Source organism: Rubrivirga sp. S365 (assembly GCF_032248475.1).
GTDB lineage: Bacteria > Bacteroidota > Rhodothermia > Rhodothermales > Rubricoccaceae > Rubrivirga > Rubrivirga litoralis.
The window spans coordinates 1,410,439-1,428,349 of record NZ_JAVTTN010000001.1 but is presented as its reverse complement, the minus strand read 5'-3'; the positions used below and the strand labels follow the sequence as shown (position 1 = coordinate 1,428,349).

Genomic DNA, 17,911 nt, shown 5'->3' with positions numbered 1-17,911 from the left:
TGCCCTCGTCCCTCATCGTCCCGCCTGGGCGGGGCGGTTCAGTCGGACCGGGCGGGGCGGCCCAAACACCCTCTGCCTATCCCTCTATGCCTCCCCGCTCTCTCCATGCCTCGACCGTCAGCTCAGCGGCGCCTCGACCCAGAGCACGGCCCGCTGCATGAACTCGGCGGCCCGGTCGATGCCCAGCTTCTGCTTGATGTTCGTCCGGTGCGACTCGATGGTCTTGAGGCTGAGGCCCATGACCTCGGCCACCTCGCGCGTGCTCTTGCCGCGGCCAAAGTGCTCGAACACCTCGAGCTCGCGGTCGGTCAGCCGCGAGACCGTCGGGGCGGGGTCGTTCCCGAACCCGAAGCGGTCGTTGAGGAAGCGCGTCCGCAGCGAGTCGCTCAGGAACAGCTCGCCCGAGATCACCTGGCGGACGGCCTCGACGAACCCCTTGGCCGACTCGTGCTTCATGAGGTAGCCCCGGGCGCCGGCCCGGAGCGCGCGCTCGGCGTAGAGGGCCTCGTCGTGGGCCGAGACGACGAGGACCTTGACGTCGTCGTCGATCGACCGGAGCCGCTTGATGAGCTCGACCCCGTTCACGCCAGGCAGCGAGAGGTCGACGATGGCCACGTCGAACTCGAGGTCCGCCGCCTGGTCGAAGGCGTCCTCGGCCGACGACGCCTCGCCGACGACGTCGAGGTCGGGCTCGGCGTTGATGAGGCTGACGTACCCCTCGCGCATCACGGGGTGGTCTTCGACGATAAACACGCGGTGAGTCATGATTCTGCAGAGGGTGGTGAGGGCCGTGGGGCCGTGGCAGGATAGCCCGCACCGCCCACTAGGCGTCCTAAGATTATCCCTTAGACGCTCTCTCCTCCCCGCCCTGTGGAGCCGTTTATGAGTAGGGCGCGGGGGACAGAGAAAGCCGAGTGTAGGGGCCATCCCCGCGCGGCCGCCCCGCCCTTAGGCCGCCCCGCCCCGGCGCACGACGGCGGCCGGGAGGTCCGCGAGCGAGCGGGCGCCGACGAGCCCGAGCGTGAGGTCGAGTTCGGCGAGCACGTTGCGGATCACCTCGCGGACGCCACGCTCGCCGGCCACGGCGAGGCCGTACACGTAGGGCCGCCCGAGGAGCACGGCCCGTGCGCCGAGCCCCAGGGCGAGGGCCACGTCCGCCCCGCCCCGGACGCCGCTGTCGAACCATACCTCGAGATCGCTGCCCACGGCCTCGACCACGGCCGGGAGCGCGTCGAGCGCGGCGACCGACGCGTCGACCTGGCGCCCGCCGTGCGTCGAGACCACGACCGCGTCGACGCCGTGCCGGACGGCCTCGCGGGCATCGTCCGGGTGGAGCACGCCCTTGAGCACGATGGGGAGACGGGTCATGGCCCGGAGCTGGTCGACCTGCGCCCACCCCAGCGACGGCCGGCTGTAGGTGCCGACGAACCGCTGGACGGCCTTCCGCGCGCGGCCGCTCGTGAGCGCCGGGCCGGTCGGGCCGGGAAACCGCCGGGCCTGCCCGACGCCCGCGCGGACCGTCGAGACGGACAGGGGCGGGGCGGCCGCGGCGTCGGGCAGCGGGTGGTCGAGCTTGCTCAGGAACACGGGGTCCGACGTGTACTGGGCGATCCCCTTGCCCTGGAGGAACGGGAGCGCGGCGAGGTCGAGGTCGCGCGGCCGCCACCCGAGCAGCGTCGTGTCGAGCGTGAGCACGACGGCCGAGCACCCGCACCGTTCAGCGCGCTGGACGAAGCTGCGGACGAGGTCGTCGTCGGTCGACCAGTAGAGCTGGAACAGCCGCGGCGCCCCGGGCCGGACGGCGTCCATGTCCTCAGCGCACGCCTCCATGGGCACGCTGGCCTGGCTCGAAAACACGAACGGGACGCCTTCGGCCGCCGCCGCGCGGGCCACGGCGAGGTCGGCCTCGGCGTGCGCCTCCTCCAAAACGCCGATCGGCGCGAGCATCAGCGGGGCGGGGTGGCGCGCGCCCAGAACGGTCGTCGACAGGTCGCGCTCGTCCGTCCCGGCCAGCTGGCGGGGGACGAGCGCCCAGCGGTCGAACGCGGCGCGGTTAGCGTCCTGCGTCCGCTCCAGGCCCGCCCCGCCCGCGACGTAGGCCCACGCGGCCGGGCTCATGGCGCGCCGCGCCGCCTCGGCGAGCGCGTCGGGCGCCACGGGGACGGCCGGCGTGCGGCCGGCGACGCCGTCGAGGAACACCTCGCGCTGCCGGCGCGACCCGGGGCCGAGGTGGAAGTCGGGGTCGAAGGGCACGGGTCGGTGAGTCGGTGAGTCGGTGAGTCGGTGAGTCGGTGAGTCGGTGAGTCGGTGAGTCGGAAGGTGCCCGCCCCGCCCGCGTCGCGCAAGGGGCGGGGCGGTGGATTCCGGTCCCGCCCCGCCCCGCCCTGCTCCCCCGGCCAGCCCGTAGCCGCTCTACTGATCTTCCTGACCCACTGCTTCACCGATCCTACTGCCCACCGGAGCCGGAGCCGAGGCGGGGTGGCGTGAGTCCTCGAAGATCCCCGCCCCGCCCGCGCGGCGCAACCGGGCGGGGCGGCGGTCCCGGAGCGCCGTTCTGGAGCGGTCCGCCCCCGCGCGCGGGCGGGGCGGGCACCGACCCATTGACCTACTGCCCCCCTGACTCACTGGCCCGGCGGCGGAGGACGAAGTAGTCGACGCGCGCCGGCGTGGCTGCCGGGTCGCGCACGCCGAGGCCGTCCGGGTAGCGGAGCGCGACGGGGACCGAGCCCGCGGTCGTGTCGCGGGCGATGTCGGCATAGTCGACGACGGCGCGGAAGGCGCCCGGCTCGAGCGCCCGGTCGTACGCCTCGCCCTGGCTGGGGACGTCGAACGCGACGCGGACCGTGGCCGGGTCGAACTGGACGGCCTCGACGCCCGGCGGCAGGTTCTCGACCTCGACCGGGACGTCGCGGCTGGCGCCGGTAAACTGGCCGACCTCGACGGACACCATCGTCGACCGCGCCGACGGCGTGAGCAGGCCGCCGAACGTGTCGCTCAGCGCGACGACGCGCGTGAAGTCCTCGTCGACGTCCTGGGCAACGAGCGTCTCCGTCGGCCAGTCGGCGAGGCGGCCCAGCAGCGACTGCGCGCCCGACACCGTGACCGAGTCGGGCCGGAGCACGGGGGGCCGGAGGAGCCCGTAGGACGGCCGCGTCTCGATGCGGCGGCGGAGGCGGATCGGGAGCCGCCGCGTCGTCCGCGCGTCGAGGGCCAGGTCGACGACGCGCGGCTGGACGCTCTGGACGCTCACGCCCGACGGCAGCCCCCGCTCGCGGAGCGAGGACGCGAGGTCGACGGTCGGCCCAGTCGCCGCGATGCGGATGGCCGGGCGCCGGCGCGTGAGCGTGAGCAGCGTCCACCCCTCGCCCTGGAGCGTGACCGTCGCCGAGGCCGGCGGCGGCTCGCGGAGGGCCTGCCCCGCCGGCAGCGACGCGACCTGGACCGGGACCTCGACGGCCACCGAGTACGCCTCGCGCATGCTGAAGCTGAACCACAGCACGGCCGCGACGACGAGCGAGAGCCCGAGCGCCAGGCTCCGCCGCCCGGCCTCGTCGTCGGGCGGGGCGGGGCGGCGGGACGGGAAGAGCGCCCGGAGCCGGCCGCGGACGCCGAGCCGGTCCCAGCGCCGCGGGGCCGGCGCGCTCACCGGGCGTCGAGACCGCGGAGGAACGCCACGAGCTCGTCCTTGGTCGCCCGCGAGATGTCGCGGCCCTGGAGCGCCGGGTCGTCGCGGTCGCGGGCCAGCACGCGGAGCTCGCGGACCGTCCGGTCGTCGTAGTCGGCCGCCCCGCCCTCGTCGGAGGGCGCGTCGCTCCCGTCGGCGTCGTCGCCCTCGGGCGGGGTGGACGCCGCCCCGCCCCGCCCCGCGCGCGGGGCGAGCAGGCGCCAGACGCCGTCGGACGGGCTCGGGATCACGTGGCTGGCCGCCACGCGGCCCACGCGGGCCGCCGCCGCCGCGCCCGCGTCCACGGCCGACTGCACGGCGGCCGTCTCGCCCGTCACGACGTGCGTGACGAGGCCGGGCACCGTCCGCTGCTGGGACACCAGGCGGACGTCGGCCGCCTTGAGCATGGCGTCGGCGGCCTCGACGGAGGCCACCAGCCCGAGCGTTTCGAGCAGGCCGAGCGCGCCGGTCGGCGTGCCGTCGGGGGCGGGGAGGGCCACCGGGCTACTCGCCCGGGAGGATCCCCTCGACCTCGGTGTGCGGGCGCGGGATGACGTGGACCGAGATCAGCTCGCCCACGCGCTCGGCCGCCGCTGCGCCCGCGTCGGTCGACGCCTTGACGGCCCCGACGTCGCCGCGGACCAGGACGGTGACGAAACCGCCCCCGATCTGCTCCTTCCCGATCAGGTTCACGCGGGCGGCCTTCACCATCGCGTCGGCGGCCTCGATGGCGCCGACGAGGCCCCGCGTCTCGACCATTCCGAGCGCGGCGCCGTAATCTCCGTTGGGCATGTCAATCGTGTGCTAGAGAGCCGGCGGCGGAGGGTCCGGGCCGGGCGGGGAAGGTAGCTCCCCGTCGGATCGGGTGTCAACGCGGGCGGGGCGGCTCGTTGCCCGCCCCGCGACGGCGGAGTGCGCCGGCCGCCCGCGCGAGGTCGGCCCGGCCGTAGACGCCGAGCGCGACGAGGAGCGCGGGGTAGGCCAGCGCGATCCCGCCCCGCCCCGCCAGGCGCGCCGCCGTGGACCACGCCGCCGTGGGCTGCGCCGCCGCCCACAGCCCGGCCACGACGGCGACCACGACGGCGAGCGCCCGCCACGGGTAGGCCACCGGCGTCGAGCGCTGCCCGAGCCGGGCCGTCACGACGGCGAGCGCGGCGTAGGCCACGAGCGTCGCCCACGCGGCCCCGGCCGCCCCGAGCGTCGGGATGAGCGCGAGGTTGAGCGCGAGGTTGAGGACCGCCGCCCCGCCCACGGTCGCCGCGACCGCCCCGGTCCGCCCCGCCGCGTAGAGCACGTTGACGACGACGAAGTAGAGGCCGTAGAACGCGAACCCGCCGGCCACGAGGACCGTGAGCCCCTCGGCCTGCGCGTAGGTCGGGTCGTCGGGGAACAGGACGCGCGCCACGTCGCCCATGAACAGGCCCAGCCCGAGCACCATCCACCCCGCGACTGCCGCGAGGTGCCGGAACGACTGGCGGTGGAGCTCGGCGTCGCCCCGCCCCGCCCCGCCCCCGAGCGCCTTCAGCCCCAGGACCGTAAACGCCAGGTTGAAGCTCTGGACCAGGAACACGTTGACGACGCCGCCGAACCGCGACGCCACCTCGTAAACCGCCGTCGCCTCGCCGCCCAGGAAGTGGAGGAGCAGGAAGCGGTCGCCCAGGTTGAGGAACCGCCCGGCAAAGCCGGAGACCACGAGCGGGAGCCCGAACACGAGCATCGGCCGGACGAGCCCCGCCGCCACGCGGCGGTCCACGCGCGCGAGCAGGAGCGGGGTGGTGACCGCGGCGAGGGCGGCGGCCGAGACCGCGTACCCCTTCATCACGCCGACCAGCCCCTGCCCCTGGACCACCAAAAACCACAGGACGGCGGCAACCAGGAGCCCCATTTCGAGCGTGCCCAGGAGCACGAACGCGCCGGCCTTCTCGCGCTGCCGGAGCACGGTGTACGCCACGTCGGCGACCGTTTTGAACCCGACGTAGACGGCCAGCCAGCGGACGACCTCGGCCCGCCCCGCCATCCCGAACGCGGCGGCGACGGGCGGGGCGGCGGCCCATCCGAGCGCGGCGACCACGCACCCCGCGACGGCCGCGAGCGCGAGCGCCGTCGCCGGGACCGCCGCCCGCTCGCGCTCGCCCAGCGCGGGCGACGACGCAAACTGGATGATCCCCAGCGGGAGCCCCGCGCCGGCGACGAGGAGCGCGAACGCCTTGGCCGCGTCGAGCCCGCCGAGGACGCCGAGGTCGGCCTTCGGGAGCACGTCGGGGTCCGCGTAGAACACGAGGAGCACGAACCCGCTCGCCTTGGCGACGACGCTGGCGAGGGCGTAGACCGAGCTCTGGCGCGCGAGCCGGCGGAGCATCAGACGGGAATCGGCTGGCCCGGCGCCCGCCCCGCCTGGAGCGCGTCGTAGAACGCGACCAGCCGCCGGCCCTCGGGCGCCCACGTGTAGCTCGACTCGACGGCCGCCCGGCCGCGCGCGCCCATCGCCTCGGCCTGGGCGGGGTGGTCCAGGATCCACCCGACAGCCCGGCCGATTGCGTCCACGTCGAGCGGGTCGACGAGAATCCCGCACTGGGCCGGCTCGACAAACTGGCGGATCACGGGGAAGTCGCTGGCGACGAGCGGGAGCCCCGCGGCCATGTACTCGAACAGCTTCGTCGGGTACGCTTCGAGGTACTTCGGCGTCGGGTGGAGCACCGAGAGCCCGGCGCGGACGCCGCCCAGGAGCGCCGCGACGGCCGGCCGGTCGAGGACGCCGTGGACGACGACGCCGCCCCGCCCGCGGAAGGCGTCGGCGAGCGCGGGCGGGTGGAACGGGCCGGCCAGGTGGAGCGTCGCGCCGCGCCCGGCGACGGCCCGCGCCATCTCCTCGGCCCCGCGCGCGCGCGTGATCGAGCCGACGTAGGCGACGGCCGCCGGCCGCTCGGCGTAGGGCGCCGCCCCGGGCGCGGCGAGCTCGCCGAGGAGCGGGAAGTTGCGGACGAGCGCCGTCTTGGCCGCCGGGTACCGCCGCGCGATCGCCGGCTCGGCCGCGACGACGCCCGCGAACAGCCGGCCGCCCAGCGCCTCGGCCGCCCCGTACGCCCACCCCGCCGGCCGCCGGAGCCGCGCGGGGATCCACGGCTGGTGGAGCGCCTGCCGCGGCGTGTCCTCGTGGGCGTCGTAGACCACGCGCCGGCCGCGGAGCGCGAGCGCGAGCCCGTGCGCCAGCAGGTCAGCGTCGTGGAGGTGGAAGACGGTCCGCGGCCCGGCCTCGGCGAGCGCCCGGCGCACGACGGCCGGCGTCGTGCGGAGCACGCGGTCGCGGCCCGTCGCCGGCCGCTCGACGCCGTAGACCGCCACCCCGCCCGGCCCGACGCCGTCGCCGTCGTGGGGGAGCACGAGGCCCACGCGGAGCCCGGCCTCGGCCAGCGTCCCCGCCTCCTTCTGGGCCACGCGCGGGTCGCCGGCCGTGTGCGTCGTGGCCAGGTGGAGCACGTCGGGCGGGGCGGTCACGGGCGCCGCCCCTCGACGGCGTACCACCGCGGCGTCACGCGCCGGAGCGCCGGGCGCACGCCCAGCGGAAGGCCCGACGACGCTGGCCGCCACCGCTCGCGGCGGACGACCTCCCACCCGGCCTTTTCGAGGAGCCAGTCGAACTGCCAGTCCTCGAACTCGTGGAAGTGCCGGTCGCGCGGGTCGGTCGCGCTCCGGTACGCCGGCGCGAACCACAGCCGCCGCGGGACCGTCGCGAACAGCCGCCGCGCCGGCGACGCCCGCAGCACGCCGAGCGGGTTGACGAGGTGCTCCAGGACCTCGAACGCTATGAGCGCGTCGGCCGGGGCGCCAGCCGCCTCGGGGCGGTCGTCGAGGTCCGCCCCGCCCGTGTTCTCGACGGCGTAGCCCGCCGCCCGAAGCTCGCGCGCGAGCGCGTTGTCCGGCCCCACGTCGAGGAGCCGGGCCGGCGGCGGCAGCCCTGCGCGGACGAACGCGAGCGTCCGCTCAAAGCGGTCGCGGTGGGCGGCGGACGGGGCGGTGGCCGAGGACATGGCGGAAGATACCGGGCGGAGCCGAGGGCTGAGACCACCCCGCTCGCGTGGGCGGGGCGGTCGAATGGGCGCTGGGGTACGAGGTACTGAGTACGAGGTACGGCCTCCGTGCCCGGCACTCCTTTCCCCGTGCCCGACCAAAACGCGGACCCGTCAGTGCGCGCCCGCCCCGCCCCGCCCACGGGTGCCCGGGCGGGGCGGCGACCACACCGCCCTACCCGCCGCCCCGCCTTCTCCGCTCCACCACGGCCTCGCGGATGACGTCCGCCAAGCGCGCCGTCTGCGCCCGGCGCGTGTACGGGGCGAGGCGGTCGCGCGGGGCTCCGTCGAGCGGTGCGCCCGCGGCCCAGGCGTCGTAATGCGCGCCGAGCACGGCGGCCAGACCGTCCACGTCGTCGCGCGCGACGAGGGCGCCGCCGCCGGTCTCGGCCAGCAACGCCGCCGCGTCACCGTCCGGCGGCCCCACGCCGATGACCGGCCGACCGGACGCGAGGTACTCGTAGAGCTTGCCCGTAACGAGCCCCTCGGCGTGCGGCCAGTCTTCGAGCACGAGGAGCAGGGCACCGGCCCCGGCCATCTCGCGGACGGCCGCGTCGTGGGGCACGTAGGGGACCACCTCGACCGCCTCGCGCAACCCGTACCGCCCGACGGCCTCGTCCACGGCCGCCGGAACGTGCCCGACGAGCCGGAGGCGGAGCCGCCCCGCCCCGGCGGGTTGCGCCCCGGCCGCGCGTAGCCGCGCGAGCGCCCGGAGCACCGGGTCGGGCGTCCCGTAGAGCGTGCCGACGTGCGTGAGCGTAAAGCGGTCGGTCGGCGGGCGCCCTTCGACATCCTCGAAGTCCTCGGCGTCGAACCCGTTCGCGACGACGGCGAAGGCGCGGGCGGGGCGGTCGACCTTGGCCGCGAGCAGGTCGCGCCACCGCCCGCTCACGACCGTCACGCGGTCGGCCGCGCGGAGCACGGCCCGCTCCAGGCGCGCGTCGGCCCAATGAGCGGGGTGCGTACGCGGGAGCCGCTCGTAATAGTGGATGTCGGTCCAGGGGTCGCGGAAGTCGGCCACCCACGGCAGGCCGTGCCGCCGGAGCGCCCGCCCCACGAGGTGCGCCGAGTGCGGCGGCCCCGACGTCAGCACGGCGTCGAACGGCCGCGCGCGGTGAGCGCGCCGCGCCGCGCGGACGGCGAACGGGACCCACCCGACGCGGGCGTCGGGGACCACGAGGTTGGCCCGGACCCACCGGGCCGCCCGCTCCGCGGCGCCGGCCGGCGCGCTCCGCAGCTGGTCGGCGACGGCCTCCTGGCGCGTCCGGCCCGTCAGCCGGCCGTAAAGCGCGAACGGGTCGGGCGCGGGCGTACGGAGGACGGCCACGCCCGGCGGGACGTCGGCGGCCATCGCCGGGTCGAGCTTCGGGTACGCCCCGGCCTCGACGGTCAGCACCGTGGGCTCGATGCCGGCCGCGCGGAGGTACTTCGCGAACTTCAGCGTCCGCTGCACGCCCGCCCCGCCCGCCGGCGGGAAGTAGTACGTGACGAGGAGGAGACGGATGGGGGAGCGGGGAACGGGGAACGGGGAACGGGGAACGGGGAACGGGGAACGGGGAACGGGAAGATGACCGCCCCGCCCGCTGGATGCCAGCGCAGCGCGTGTAGCGTCGTTGCATGCAACGGCGGAGGGCGAGACGCGGGGGCGGGGCGGCGTCGTAGGGCAGGACGCGGGACGGGGTGCTTGAGCGGGCGGGGCGGCCCCGCGCGACGGTCCCGCCCGTCACACGCCCGCCCCGCCCGCTACACCGGCTCCTGTCCGCGGCGGTACCACAGGAGCCCACCGACGACGACGACGCCCACGTACGTCAGCAGCGTGGCGATCCACGAGATCAGGCGGCCCGTCCGCTTCGTCTCCGGCACGTAGCGCATGGTCACGATGTGCTCGCCGGCCGGGACCGGCACGCCGCGGAGCAGGAAGTCCGTGCGGAGGATGGGCGCCGGCTCCGAGCCCACCGTCACCGTCCACCCCGCCGGGTAGTACACCTCGCTCGCGACCAGCAGCCGCGGCCGGTCGGTGCGGACGCGCCACACGATCTCGTCCGGCTCGAACCGCTGGAGCTCGACCGACGCGGCGCCCGAGTCCGGGGCCGCCCCGCTCCAGGCCGCCGCCCCGCCCGGGGGCGGGGCGGCGAGGAGCGCCGTCTCGCGCGGGTCGAACGCCGGGTCCCGGATCGCGGCCACGAGCGCGTCCTCGTCCGGCACCACGCGGACCTCGTCGGCGAGGAAGGCGCGGGGGAGCGCCGTCGAGTCCTCGGACACCACGAGCCCCGTCTGCGGGTCCTGGAACACCGGCGTGAGGCCGGGCACCACCCCACCCGCGACCACGTACCGCGTCGAGAGCAGCCGGAGCGCGTTCCGGTTCAGGCCCGTCTGGTCGTCCGGGAGCAGGCGGTCGAAGTAGTCCTGGATAAGCGTGAGCTTGGCCCCGTGGTACCCGCCGACCGACTCGTAGAAGTACGAGGGCACCGCGTTCTGGGTCGGGTTCGAGGGCAGCACGCGGAAGCGGCCCGCCCCGCCCGCGGCCTCGACTTGCTGCACCACGAACTGGTCGGCCGCCGTCTCGGGGATCACGGCCTCGACGCTGGACCGCCGGCGGAGCGCGTCGTTGTCCTCGTTGAAGTACCGGCGCCCGACGCCCCACAGGTCGACCGTGACGAGGAGGGCGAGGCCGGCGAGGACGGCCCACGACGCCGCCCTCCGCCACAGGAGGAGCGCCACGAGCCCCAGCGCGAGACCGAGAAAGAGGAGCGACCGCGCGGCGTCGGCGGCGAACAGGCCGGCGCGCTCGGCCTCGACGCCCGAGAGGTACTGGTCGGCCGCGGCGCGGACCTGGGGGTCACCCGGCGAGAGCCCGAACTGCTGGGCCGCCGCCGCCTCGACCTGGGCCGCCTCGCCCGCGCGCTCGAACGCGAGCCCCGCCCCGCCCGCGAGCCACAGGCCGCCGACGAGGACGGCGAGCCCGGCCCCGACGATCAGCACGATCCGCCGCTTGCGGTCCTCGGCCTCGGTCGTCGCCTCGCGGCGCTGGAGGTAGTACGCGCCCCACCCCGCCAGGAGCGCCAGGAGCAGGACGGTCGCCGCGAGCCACGTCTCGGGCACGCGGAACGCGTTGAAGAGCGGGATGGCCTCGAAGGCGAAGCGGTTGAGGGCCGGGAAGTTCTCGCCCAGCGCGAACAGGACCGTCAGCAGCGTGGCCACGCCGAAGGCGGCGACGGACCGCCGCGCGACGCCGGCCACGCCGACGAGCGCGAGGAGCGCCACGACGGTCCCCACGTAGTGCGGACCGGCCGTGAACGGCTTGCCCCCCCAGTACGTCGCCCCGCCCCCGCCGTAGGCGTTGGGGATCACGAGCGTGAGGAGCTCGCCGAACCCCTGACTCCACGACATGGCGTACGCCCACCCGAGCCCGCCGCCCGGGCTGGCCGCCCGCGTCGTGAACGCCTTGTACTCCCACTGCGCGAGGTACGGGTCGGCCACGAGCGCGAGCCCCAGGGCGCTGCCGACGACCAGGAGGCCCGTCGAGACCGCGAACGCCCCGCCCCGCCCCGCGCGCACCGCCGCGACGCCTTCGGCGATCCACCAGACGGCGGCCACGACGACCACGTAGTACGTGATCTGGACGTGCCCCGCCCGCAGGTTCACCGACGCCGCGATGGCGAACAGGAGCACGAGCAGCGCGCTCATCATCTTCGACGACTCCGGTCCGCGCCGGACGAGCGCGCCGAAGGCCAGGAGCAGCCACGGCGCGTAGGCCAGCGCCACAAACTTCGAGTTGTGGCCGGCCGTGAGGATGACCGGGAGGTACGTCGAGAGCCCGTACCCCACGGCCCCGATCACGCCGGCCAGCGACGACCGCGTGAGGTAGAACACGAGGGCGTACATCCCGCCGAGCAGGACCAGGAAGTGGGCGACCGGCCACAGCCCGATCCGCCGCAGCACGCGCGCGACCGAGTCGGCGCCGGGCACGGCCGGGCTCCCGATGATGAGCGTGCCCGGCATCCCGCCGAACACGTTGGGCGCCCAGTTCGCCTCGTCGCCCGTCGCGGCCTCGTACTGGAGCATGGCCTCGGCCGTGGCCCGCCACTGGACCGTGTCGCCGCCGACGAGCGTCCGCCCGCCGAACGTGGTCGGCCAGAAAAAGCCGACGGCGACGAGGAGCAGGAACGCGAGGCACAGCCCGTGGCGGGCGGCGCCGGGGAGGCCCTCCCACCACGTCGCCTCGCGGAGGGCCGGCCCGGCGCGGCGGACGCGGCTCCGCGAGCGCCAGACGTCGTTGCCTTCGAGCGGGGCGGGGCGGTTGGAGCGGCGCGAGGTCCGGCTCTTCTGGGTCTTGGCCATGCGTGCAGTCTACGCCCGGGCGGGGCGGGGGAAGGAGCGGCAGCGCCAACGCCCGGACCCGCGGGCTGGCGCCGCCCCGCCCCGCCGCCGCCCCGGATTCGACGACGCTTGACGCGGCTCCGCCCCGCCCCGGGCAGCCTACTCGCCCTCGTTCGTACCGGGCGGGGCGGCGTGGCCGACCGTCCCGTACCGGCCGAGCTCGGCTTCGAGCGCCGCCCGCACGCGCTCGCCCAGCTCGCCCGCGTCGCGGCGCCGGAGCCCGGCCGTCGGGATCGGGGTGCCCAAAACGAGGTGGACCTCGCCCGGCCGCGCCGCGAGCGCCTTCTCGTCGGCGACGCCCGTGTGGCCGACCAGGGCGACGGGCACGATGGGGACGCCGGCCTCGATGGCGAGCAGGAACGGGCCGCGCATGAACGGGGCCAGCGCGTGCCCGTGGCTCCGGCCGCCCTCGGGGAACAGGAGCACCGACTCGCCCGCGCGCACGCGGTCGGCCGCGGCGCCCAGGCTCTTGAGCGCCTCGCGCGGGTTGTCGCGGCGGATAAAGATGCACGCGGACTTCTCCAGCACCCACCCCACGATGGGCCACGCCCGCAGCTCGTGGCGGGCCACGTAGAGGAACGGCCGCGGCAGGCCCACCGACGTCGCCGGAATGTCGATGGCGTTCTGGTGGTTGGCGACGAACACGACCGGGCCGTCCGGGAGCGCCGCGCGCTCGACCACGCGGAGGCGGATGCCCGCGCACGCGAAGATGGCCCGCGCCCACGGCCGCATCCACGCCCGGAACGTCTCCGCCGTCGGCCGCGAGGCCGACTGGAGCACGAGGCCCGGGCTGAGCGTGGCCGAAAACAGCGCGGTCCACCCCAGCAGCCACCCGAACCACACCCGCGCGGCGGCGGTCGGCGGCGGCGGGTCGAGGCGGACGGCGCGGGCGGCCTCGGGCGGGGCGGCTCCGGGCGGGGCGGGGTGGGCGGCGTTCACGCCCGGAAGGTAGAGACGACCGGGGCCGCCCCGCCCGGCGGGCGTGCGGCGTGCGGCAAGATGACCGCCCCGCCCACGGTGGGCGGGGCGGTCAACGACGGACACCGGGCGGGGCGGCGCTGTAGGGGCGACCGGCGGTCGCCCGTGGTCCGGGCAGCCCACGTCGGCCGGTCGCGTTGCGCGCCGAGGCCGCCCCGCCCATCACCACCCCGCCCCGCCCCGCGTGTGCGGGCGACCGCCAGTCGCCCCTACTCGTCGACGAACGGCGAGGCCAGGTCGTAGAACGCGGTCTGCCCGTCGGGGCGGCGGACGCGGAGGAGGGCGGGGCGGTCGCGGCGGGCCTGCCGCGCGAGCGCCGCGCGGGCCTCCTCGGCCGTCGCGACCGGCCGGTCCTCGACCTCGACCACGACCGTGCCCCGCGGGAGCCCGTCGAGCTCGGCCGCGCTCCCGGGCGCGACGGATTCGACGAAGGCGCCGGACTCGAACTGGCGGCGCTCGGCGCGCGTGAGGTCGCGGAACTGGACGCCCCAGTTTGGCGCCTCGGTCCGCTGGAGCGCCTCGGGCGGGGCGGCCTCGGGTGCGGACGGGAGCGCGACCGCCGGGGTCCGGCCCGCGAACCACGTCTCCAACCCGGGGTCGCCGGGGTCGGCGAGGACGGCCCGGAGCTCGTGGCGCCCGCCGTCGCGCCACACGGCGAGCGAGACGGCCTCCTCCGGGCGGGCCATCGCCAGCCGGCTCTGGAACTGGTTGGGCTCGTCGACGTGGCGGCCCTCGATCTCGAGGAGCACGTCGCCCGAGCGCACGCCGGCGCGCTCCGCCGGCCCGCCGCGGACAACGCCGCCCACGAGCACGCCCGCGACCTCGGTCATCCCGCGCTCGCGGGCGTCGGCGGCGTACATCGGCAGGACCTCGACGCCGAGGTACCCGCGCCGGACCTCCCCGTACTGGATCAGGTCCTCGGCCACGCGCCGGGCCAGGTTCATGGGCACAGCGAACCCGTACCCTTCGTAGTACCCGCTCTCCGACGCGATCGCCGTCACCACGCCGACCACCTCGCCGCGGAGGTTGACGAGCGCGCCGCCCGAGTTCCCCTGGTTGATCGCCGCGTCGGTCTGGATAAAGTCCTCGATGGCGAACTCGCTCTCGATCGCGTAGAGCCCGCCCCGCCCGAGCGCCGAGACGATCCCCGAGGTGAACGTGTTGGTGAGCCGGAACGGGCTGCCGACGGCCAGCACCCACTCGCCGACCTCGAGCGCGTCGGAGTCGCCGAGCGAGGCGACCGAGAGCGGGGCGTCGGGGTTGAGCTCGAGCAGGCGGAGCACGGCGACGTCCGTGGTCGGGTCGGCGCCGACGACCTCGGCCTCGTACTCGCGCTTGTCGGTCGGGAAGTAGACCACGACGTCGCCGGCGCGGGCGACGACGTGGGCGTTCGTGAGCACGTAGCCCGACGGAGAGAGGATGACGCCGCTGCCGGCCTCGGTCGCCACGCGGCCGGCCCCGCCCGGCGCCGGCGTCGAGACCTCGACGTAGACCACGGTCGGCTCGACGGCCCGGGCGACGGCCGTCGTCTGCTGGCTGATGTCGACGAGGTCCGGCACCTGCGTCGGCGCCGCCGGCGGCGGCCCGTCGGCCCCGATCTGGACCGTCTCGACGACGGCCCGCGGCGCCGCCTCGCGCGCGGCGTCCGCCCCGCCCGCCGTGGGGCCGGCGTCGGGCTGCACGAGCCGGATAAGGGGCAGGCCGACGAGGACGCCGACGGCGAGCGCGGCGAGGCCGAGAAGGAGTCGACGGAACGTCACGGGCGGGGAAGGGGGCCGAGGGCGAGCGCGGAGGGCGCTCGGGCGAGCCGCTCGGGGCCGTCCGTAACATACGTTTGGGCGCCCCGCTTCGTCTCCGCCGCACCTCCTTGGAGGCCCCCTGGCGCGCCCCTATTCCGCTGTCTCCGCCGCCCGTGCCCGCCCCGCCCCGGGTCGTCTTCGCCCTCCTCGGGGACCCCACGGGGTCGTCGCGTGCGCTCCGCCAGCTCCGCGCGCTGCGCGCGCTGGGCCTCGACGTCCGGCTCCTCGCGGTCGGCCCGATGCGGCGGCCCGACGTGCTCCGCGGCGTCGTGGGCGGGGCGGTGGCGGCACCCTGGCCGGCGGGGCGGGGGCCGGCCTTCTTCTGGCGCGCCGACCGCGCCGTGCGGCGGCTGGCCGGGCGGACGCCGGCCGCGCTCTACCTCGCGAGCGACCTCTACGTCCTCCCCGCCCTCGCGGCCGCGGCGCGGCGCCACGGCGGGCGCCTCGTCTACGACAGCCGCGAGCTGTACGCCGCGCTCGACTCGTCGGCCGGGCGGCCCCACGTGGCGGCGGCGTGGCAGGCCGTCGAGGGCCGGTTTATCGGCCGCGCCGACGCCGTCCTCACGGTCGGCGACCAGATCGCGGACCGGCTGGCCGAGGCGTACGGGATCGCGCGGCCGACCGTGCTCTACAACGCGCCCGCCCCGCCCCCGCCGGACGGAGAGGGCGGGGCGGACCGGGCGCGTGCGGGGCGGGACGCGCTCCGCGCGCGGCTCGGGCTGCCCGACGACGGCCGCGTCGTGGTGCTCTACCAGGGGCTCTTGCGGGCGGGGCGGGGACTGCCCGCGCTCGTCGAGGCCGCGCGCCGCGTCGATGGCGTCCGCCTCGTCGTGATCGGCGAGGGCGAGCTGTGGGACGACCTCGCGCGGCTCGGGGCGCCGCTGGGAGATCGGTTCCGGCTCCACCCGTTCGTGCCGCCCGACGCGCTCGCCGCGCTCACGCCCGGCGCCGACCTGGGCGCGTGCCTGATCGAGCCGCTCACCGAGAGCCTCCGGCTGAGCCTCCCCAACAAGCTGTTCGAGTACCTCGCCGCCGGCGTCCCCGTGATCGCGAGCCCGCTCCCCGAGATCCGCCGCGTCGTCGAGCGCGGCGTCGGCGTCCTGGCCGACCCGGCGGACCCGGCCGCCGTCGCCGCCGCGCTCCGCCGCGCCCTCGACGCGGACGCGCGGGAGTCGTGGGCGGGGCGGACCACCGAGGCGCTCGCGCCTTACGCGTGGGACCGCGGGCGGGGCGTGTTCCAGGACCTCGTGCTCGGGCTCCTCCGGTGAGGGGCGACACCTGTGAACCGGGCGGAGCGCATCTGGAGGCCACGCTGCGGCGGCACGTCGGCAACGAATAGCGCGGCGGCCCGTTCGGCCCCTCCCCCACCCCGCCCCCGATGACGCGCCGCCTCGCCCTCCTGCTCCTGCTCGCCGCCCCGCTCGCGGCCGGCGCGCAAGACGCCTCGGTCGTCCCCGACGACGCGCCCGACTGGCTCTCGATGGGCGACGCGATCGCCGCGGCCCAGGCCGAGGGCAAGCTGCTCCTGGTGTACGGCTACGCGCCGTGGTGCGGGTACTGCGTCCGGTTCGACCGCGAGGTGTTCACCGACGACGCCGTGCAGGCGTACCTCGCCGAGCACTTCGCGCCGGTCCGCCTCAACCTGGACAGCGAGGCGGTCGTCCCGTTTTTCGACGTGTCGGTCAGCGAGGCCGAGCTGGGGCAGGCGATGCGGATCGCGGGGACGCCGACGTCGGTGTTCGTGGCGGCCGACGGCGAGATGATCACGAAGTTTCCCGGCTACAGCGACCCCGAGACGTTCGGGCTCGTGCTCCGCTACGTCCGCGAGGAGGCCTACGAAACCGCGACGTTCGAGGACTTCCTGGAGGCCCGCCGGTCGGTGAGTCAATGAGTCGGGAACGATCAGTGGATCAGCGCGCCCGCCCCGCCCGAGCGGGCGGGGTGGTGCGTCGCTCTGTGGTGCTCCACCCCGCCCTTGGGGGCGGGCGGGGCGGCCGAGCACCCACGGCCCTCCCGACCCGCTGACCTACGGACCCACCGCCCTTGCGCGTTTCGTACCACGACGGCTACGTCGTCCCGCTGCCCGAGCGGCACCCGTTCCCGATGGCCAAGTTCGCCGTGCTCCGCAACCGGCTAGTGGCCGAGGGCGTGATTTCGGAGAGCGAGATCGTGGCCCCGCGCGAGGCAGACTGGGCCGACCTCCTGCTCGTCCACACGCGGCGCTACCTGGACGCGCTCGCCGCCGGGGCGCTGACGAAGGCGGAGGAGCGGCGGATGGGGCTGCCCTGGAGCCCCGCCCTCGTCCGCCGGAGCCGGCTGGCCGTGCAGGGCACGCTCAACGCGTGCTGGATGGCGCTCCACGACGGGGTCGCCGGCAACCTCGCCGGCGGCACGCACCACGCCATGCCCGACCGGCCCGAGGGGTTCTGCGTGCTCAACGACGTGGCCGTCGCGCTCCGGTCTCTGCGGCGGGCGGGGTGGCTCCGGCGCGCGCTCGTGGTGGACCTGGACGTGCACCAGGGGAACGGGAACGCGGCCTTTTTCGGCGGCGCGCGGGCGTGGCCGGCGGGCGGCGTCTACACGCTCTCGGTGCACGGCGACAAAAACTTCCCGTTCGACAAGCCGCCCTCGACGCGCGATGTGCCGCTCCCCGACGGGACCGGCGACGACGCCTACCTCGACGCCCTCGCGCGCCACCTCCCGGCCGCGCTCGCCGAGGCCGAGCCCGACCTCGTGGTCTACCTGGGCGGGGTGGACGTGGTCGCCGGCGACCGCTTCGGGCGGCTCGCGCTCTCGCGGGCGGGGCTGGCGGCCCGCGACCGCTACGTGTGCGAGACGGTCCGCGCGTCGGGCGCCCCGCTGTGCCTGTTGCTGTCGGGCGGCTACGCCGCGCGCCGCGAGCCAGGCCAGGCGCCGGAGACGCTCTACGCCGAGACGGCCGACCTCCACGCGACGATGTACCGCCAGGCGAAGGCGGTGTACGGCTGAGGGTACGGGGTACGGGGTACGGGGTACGGGGTACG

General features: G+C 76.3%; 15 protein-coding genes. 3 read left to right on the top strand and 12 right to left on the bottom strand.

The window, feature by feature from the left end:
* Nucleotides 1–117 precede the first annotated feature (117 nt).
* The 12 genes from RQM47_RS06250 to RQM47_RS06195 all read right to left on the bottom strand — a co-directional run bounded on the left by RQM47_RS06250 (nt 118) and on the right by RQM47_RS06195 (nt 14,849).
* On the bottom strand, nt 118–765 hold the full coding sequence (locus RQM47_RS06250) for a response regulator transcription factor (protein ID WP_311665383.1): 648 nt from the start codon (nt 763–765) through the stop codon (nt 118–120).
* Between the two features lie 183 nt (nt 766–948).
* The gene (locus RQM47_RS06245; RefSeq protein ID WP_314007965.1) at nt 949–2,253 is read right to left on the bottom strand and encodes an alpha-hydroxy-acid oxidizing protein; all 1,305 of its coding nucleotides are present in this window, start codon (nt 2,251–2,253) and stop codon (nt 949–951) included.
* 352 nt (nt 2,254–2,605) lie between these two features.
* Nucleotides 2,606–3,646 (bottom strand): hypothetical protein, encoded by a 1,041-nt coding sequence (locus RQM47_RS06240; RefSeq protein ID WP_314007963.1) that lies wholly within the window; start codon nt 3,644–3,646, stop codon nt 2,606–2,608.
* Complete coding sequence (locus RQM47_RS06235) at nt 3,643–4,164, bottom strand: BMC domain-containing protein (RefSeq protein WP_314007961.1); 522 nt, start codon at nt 4,162–4,164, stop codon at nt 3,643–3,645. The genes RQM47_RS06240 and RQM47_RS06235 overlap by 4 nt, the downstream gene beginning before the upstream one ends.
* A gap of 4 nt (nt 4,165–4,168) precedes the next feature.
* Nucleotides 4,169–4,456, bottom strand: coding sequence for a BMC domain-containing protein (locus RQM47_RS06230; protein ID WP_311665391.1), 288 nt, complete (start codon nt 4,454–4,456; stop codon nt 4,169–4,171).
* A 76-nt stretch (nt 4,457–4,532) separates the two neighbouring features.
* Nucleotides 4,533–6,023, bottom strand: coding sequence for a lipopolysaccharide biosynthesis protein (locus RQM47_RS06225; RefSeq protein ID WP_314007959.1), 1,491 nt, complete (start codon nt 6,021–6,023; stop codon nt 4,533–4,535).
* Complete coding sequence (locus tag RQM47_RS06220; RefSeq protein ID WP_314007957.1) at nt 6,023–7,159, bottom strand: glycosyltransferase; 1,137 nt, start codon at nt 7,157–7,159, stop codon at nt 6,023–6,025. Before RQM47_RS06220 ends, RQM47_RS06225 begins: the two co-directional genes overlap by 1 nt.
* Entirely contained in the window at nt 7,156–7,692 is a 537-nt protein-coding gene (locus RQM47_RS06215; RefSeq protein ID WP_314007955.1) for a methyltransferase domain-containing protein, read from the bottom strand. Before RQM47_RS06215 ends, RQM47_RS06220 begins: the two co-directional genes overlap by 4 nt.
* Nucleotides 7,693–7,906: 214 nt before the next feature.
* Nucleotides 7,907–9,184: a glycosyltransferase gene (locus tag RQM47_RS06210; RefSeq protein ID WP_314007953.1), complete on the bottom strand. Its 1,278-nt coding sequence runs from the start codon at nt 9,182–9,184 to the stop codon at nt 7,907–7,909.
* A 290-nt stretch (nt 9,185–9,474) separates the two neighbouring features.
* The gene (locus RQM47_RS06205) at nt 9,475–12,072 is read right to left on the bottom strand and encodes a hypothetical protein (RefSeq protein ID WP_314007951.1); all 2,598 of its coding nucleotides are present in this window, start codon (nt 12,070–12,072) and stop codon (nt 9,475–9,477) included.
* Nucleotides 12,073–12,210: 138 nt separating this feature from the next.
* The gene (locus RQM47_RS06200; RefSeq protein WP_311665403.1) at nt 12,211–13,050 is read right to left on the bottom strand and encodes a lysophospholipid acyltransferase family protein; all 840 of its coding nucleotides are present in this window, start codon (nt 13,048–13,050) and stop codon (nt 12,211–12,213) included.
* 248 nt (nt 13,051–13,298) lie between these two features.
* Nucleotides 13,299–14,849: a trypsin-like peptidase domain-containing protein gene (locus tag RQM47_RS06195; RefSeq protein WP_314007949.1), complete on the bottom strand. Its 1,551-nt coding sequence runs from the start codon at nt 14,847–14,849 to the stop codon at nt 13,299–13,301.
* 152 nt (nt 14,850–15,001) lie between these two features.
* Here RQM47_RS06195 and RQM47_RS06190 point away from each other — a divergent pair, with 152 nt between their 5' ends.
* From RQM47_RS06190 to RQM47_RS06180, 3 genes are all read left to right on the top strand, one after another.
* Nucleotides 15,002–16,156 (top strand): glycosyltransferase family 4 protein, encoded by a 1,155-nt coding sequence (locus RQM47_RS06190; protein ID WP_314007947.1) that lies wholly within the window; start codon nt 15,002–15,004, stop codon nt 16,154–16,156.
* A gap of 110 nt (nt 16,157–16,266) precedes the next feature.
* Nucleotides 16,267–16,779, top strand: coding sequence for a thioredoxin family protein (locus RQM47_RS06185; protein ID WP_314007944.1), 513 nt, complete (start codon nt 16,267–16,269; stop codon nt 16,777–16,779).
* Nucleotides 16,780–16,931: 152 nt separating this feature from the next.
* Nucleotides 16,932–17,876, top strand: a complete 945-nt coding sequence (locus RQM47_RS06180; protein ID WP_314007940.1) for a histone deacetylase — start codon at nt 16,932–16,934, stop codon at nt 17,874–17,876.
* Nucleotides 17,877–17,911: the final 35 nt, after the last annotated feature.

Bases quoted from the DNA above. Each gene is read 5' to 3' on its own strand.
- RQM47_RS06250 (WP_311665383.1), bottom strand. From the start codon at position 765: ATGACTCACCGCGTGTTTATCGTCGAAGACCACCCCGTGATGCGCGAG.
- RQM47_RS06230 (WP_311665391.1), bottom strand. From the start codon at position 4,456: ATGCCCAACGGAGATTACGGCGCCGCGCTCGGAATGGTCGAGACGCGG.
- RQM47_RS06225 (WP_314007959.1), bottom strand. From the start codon at position 6,023: ATGCTCCGCCGGCTCGCGCGCCAGAGCTCGGTCTACGCCCTCGCCAGC.
- RQM47_RS06215 (WP_314007955.1), bottom strand. From the start codon at position 7,692: ATGTCCTCGGCCACCGCCCCGTCCGCCGCCCACCGCGACCGCTTTGAG.
- RQM47_RS06205 (WP_314007951.1), bottom strand. From the start codon at position 12,072: ATGGCCAAGACCCAGAAGAGCCGGACCTCGCGCCGCTCCAACCGCCCC.
- RQM47_RS06185 (WP_314007944.1), top strand. From the start codon at position 16,267: ATGACGCGCCGCCTCGCCCTCCTGCTCCTGCTCGCCGCCCCGCTCGCG.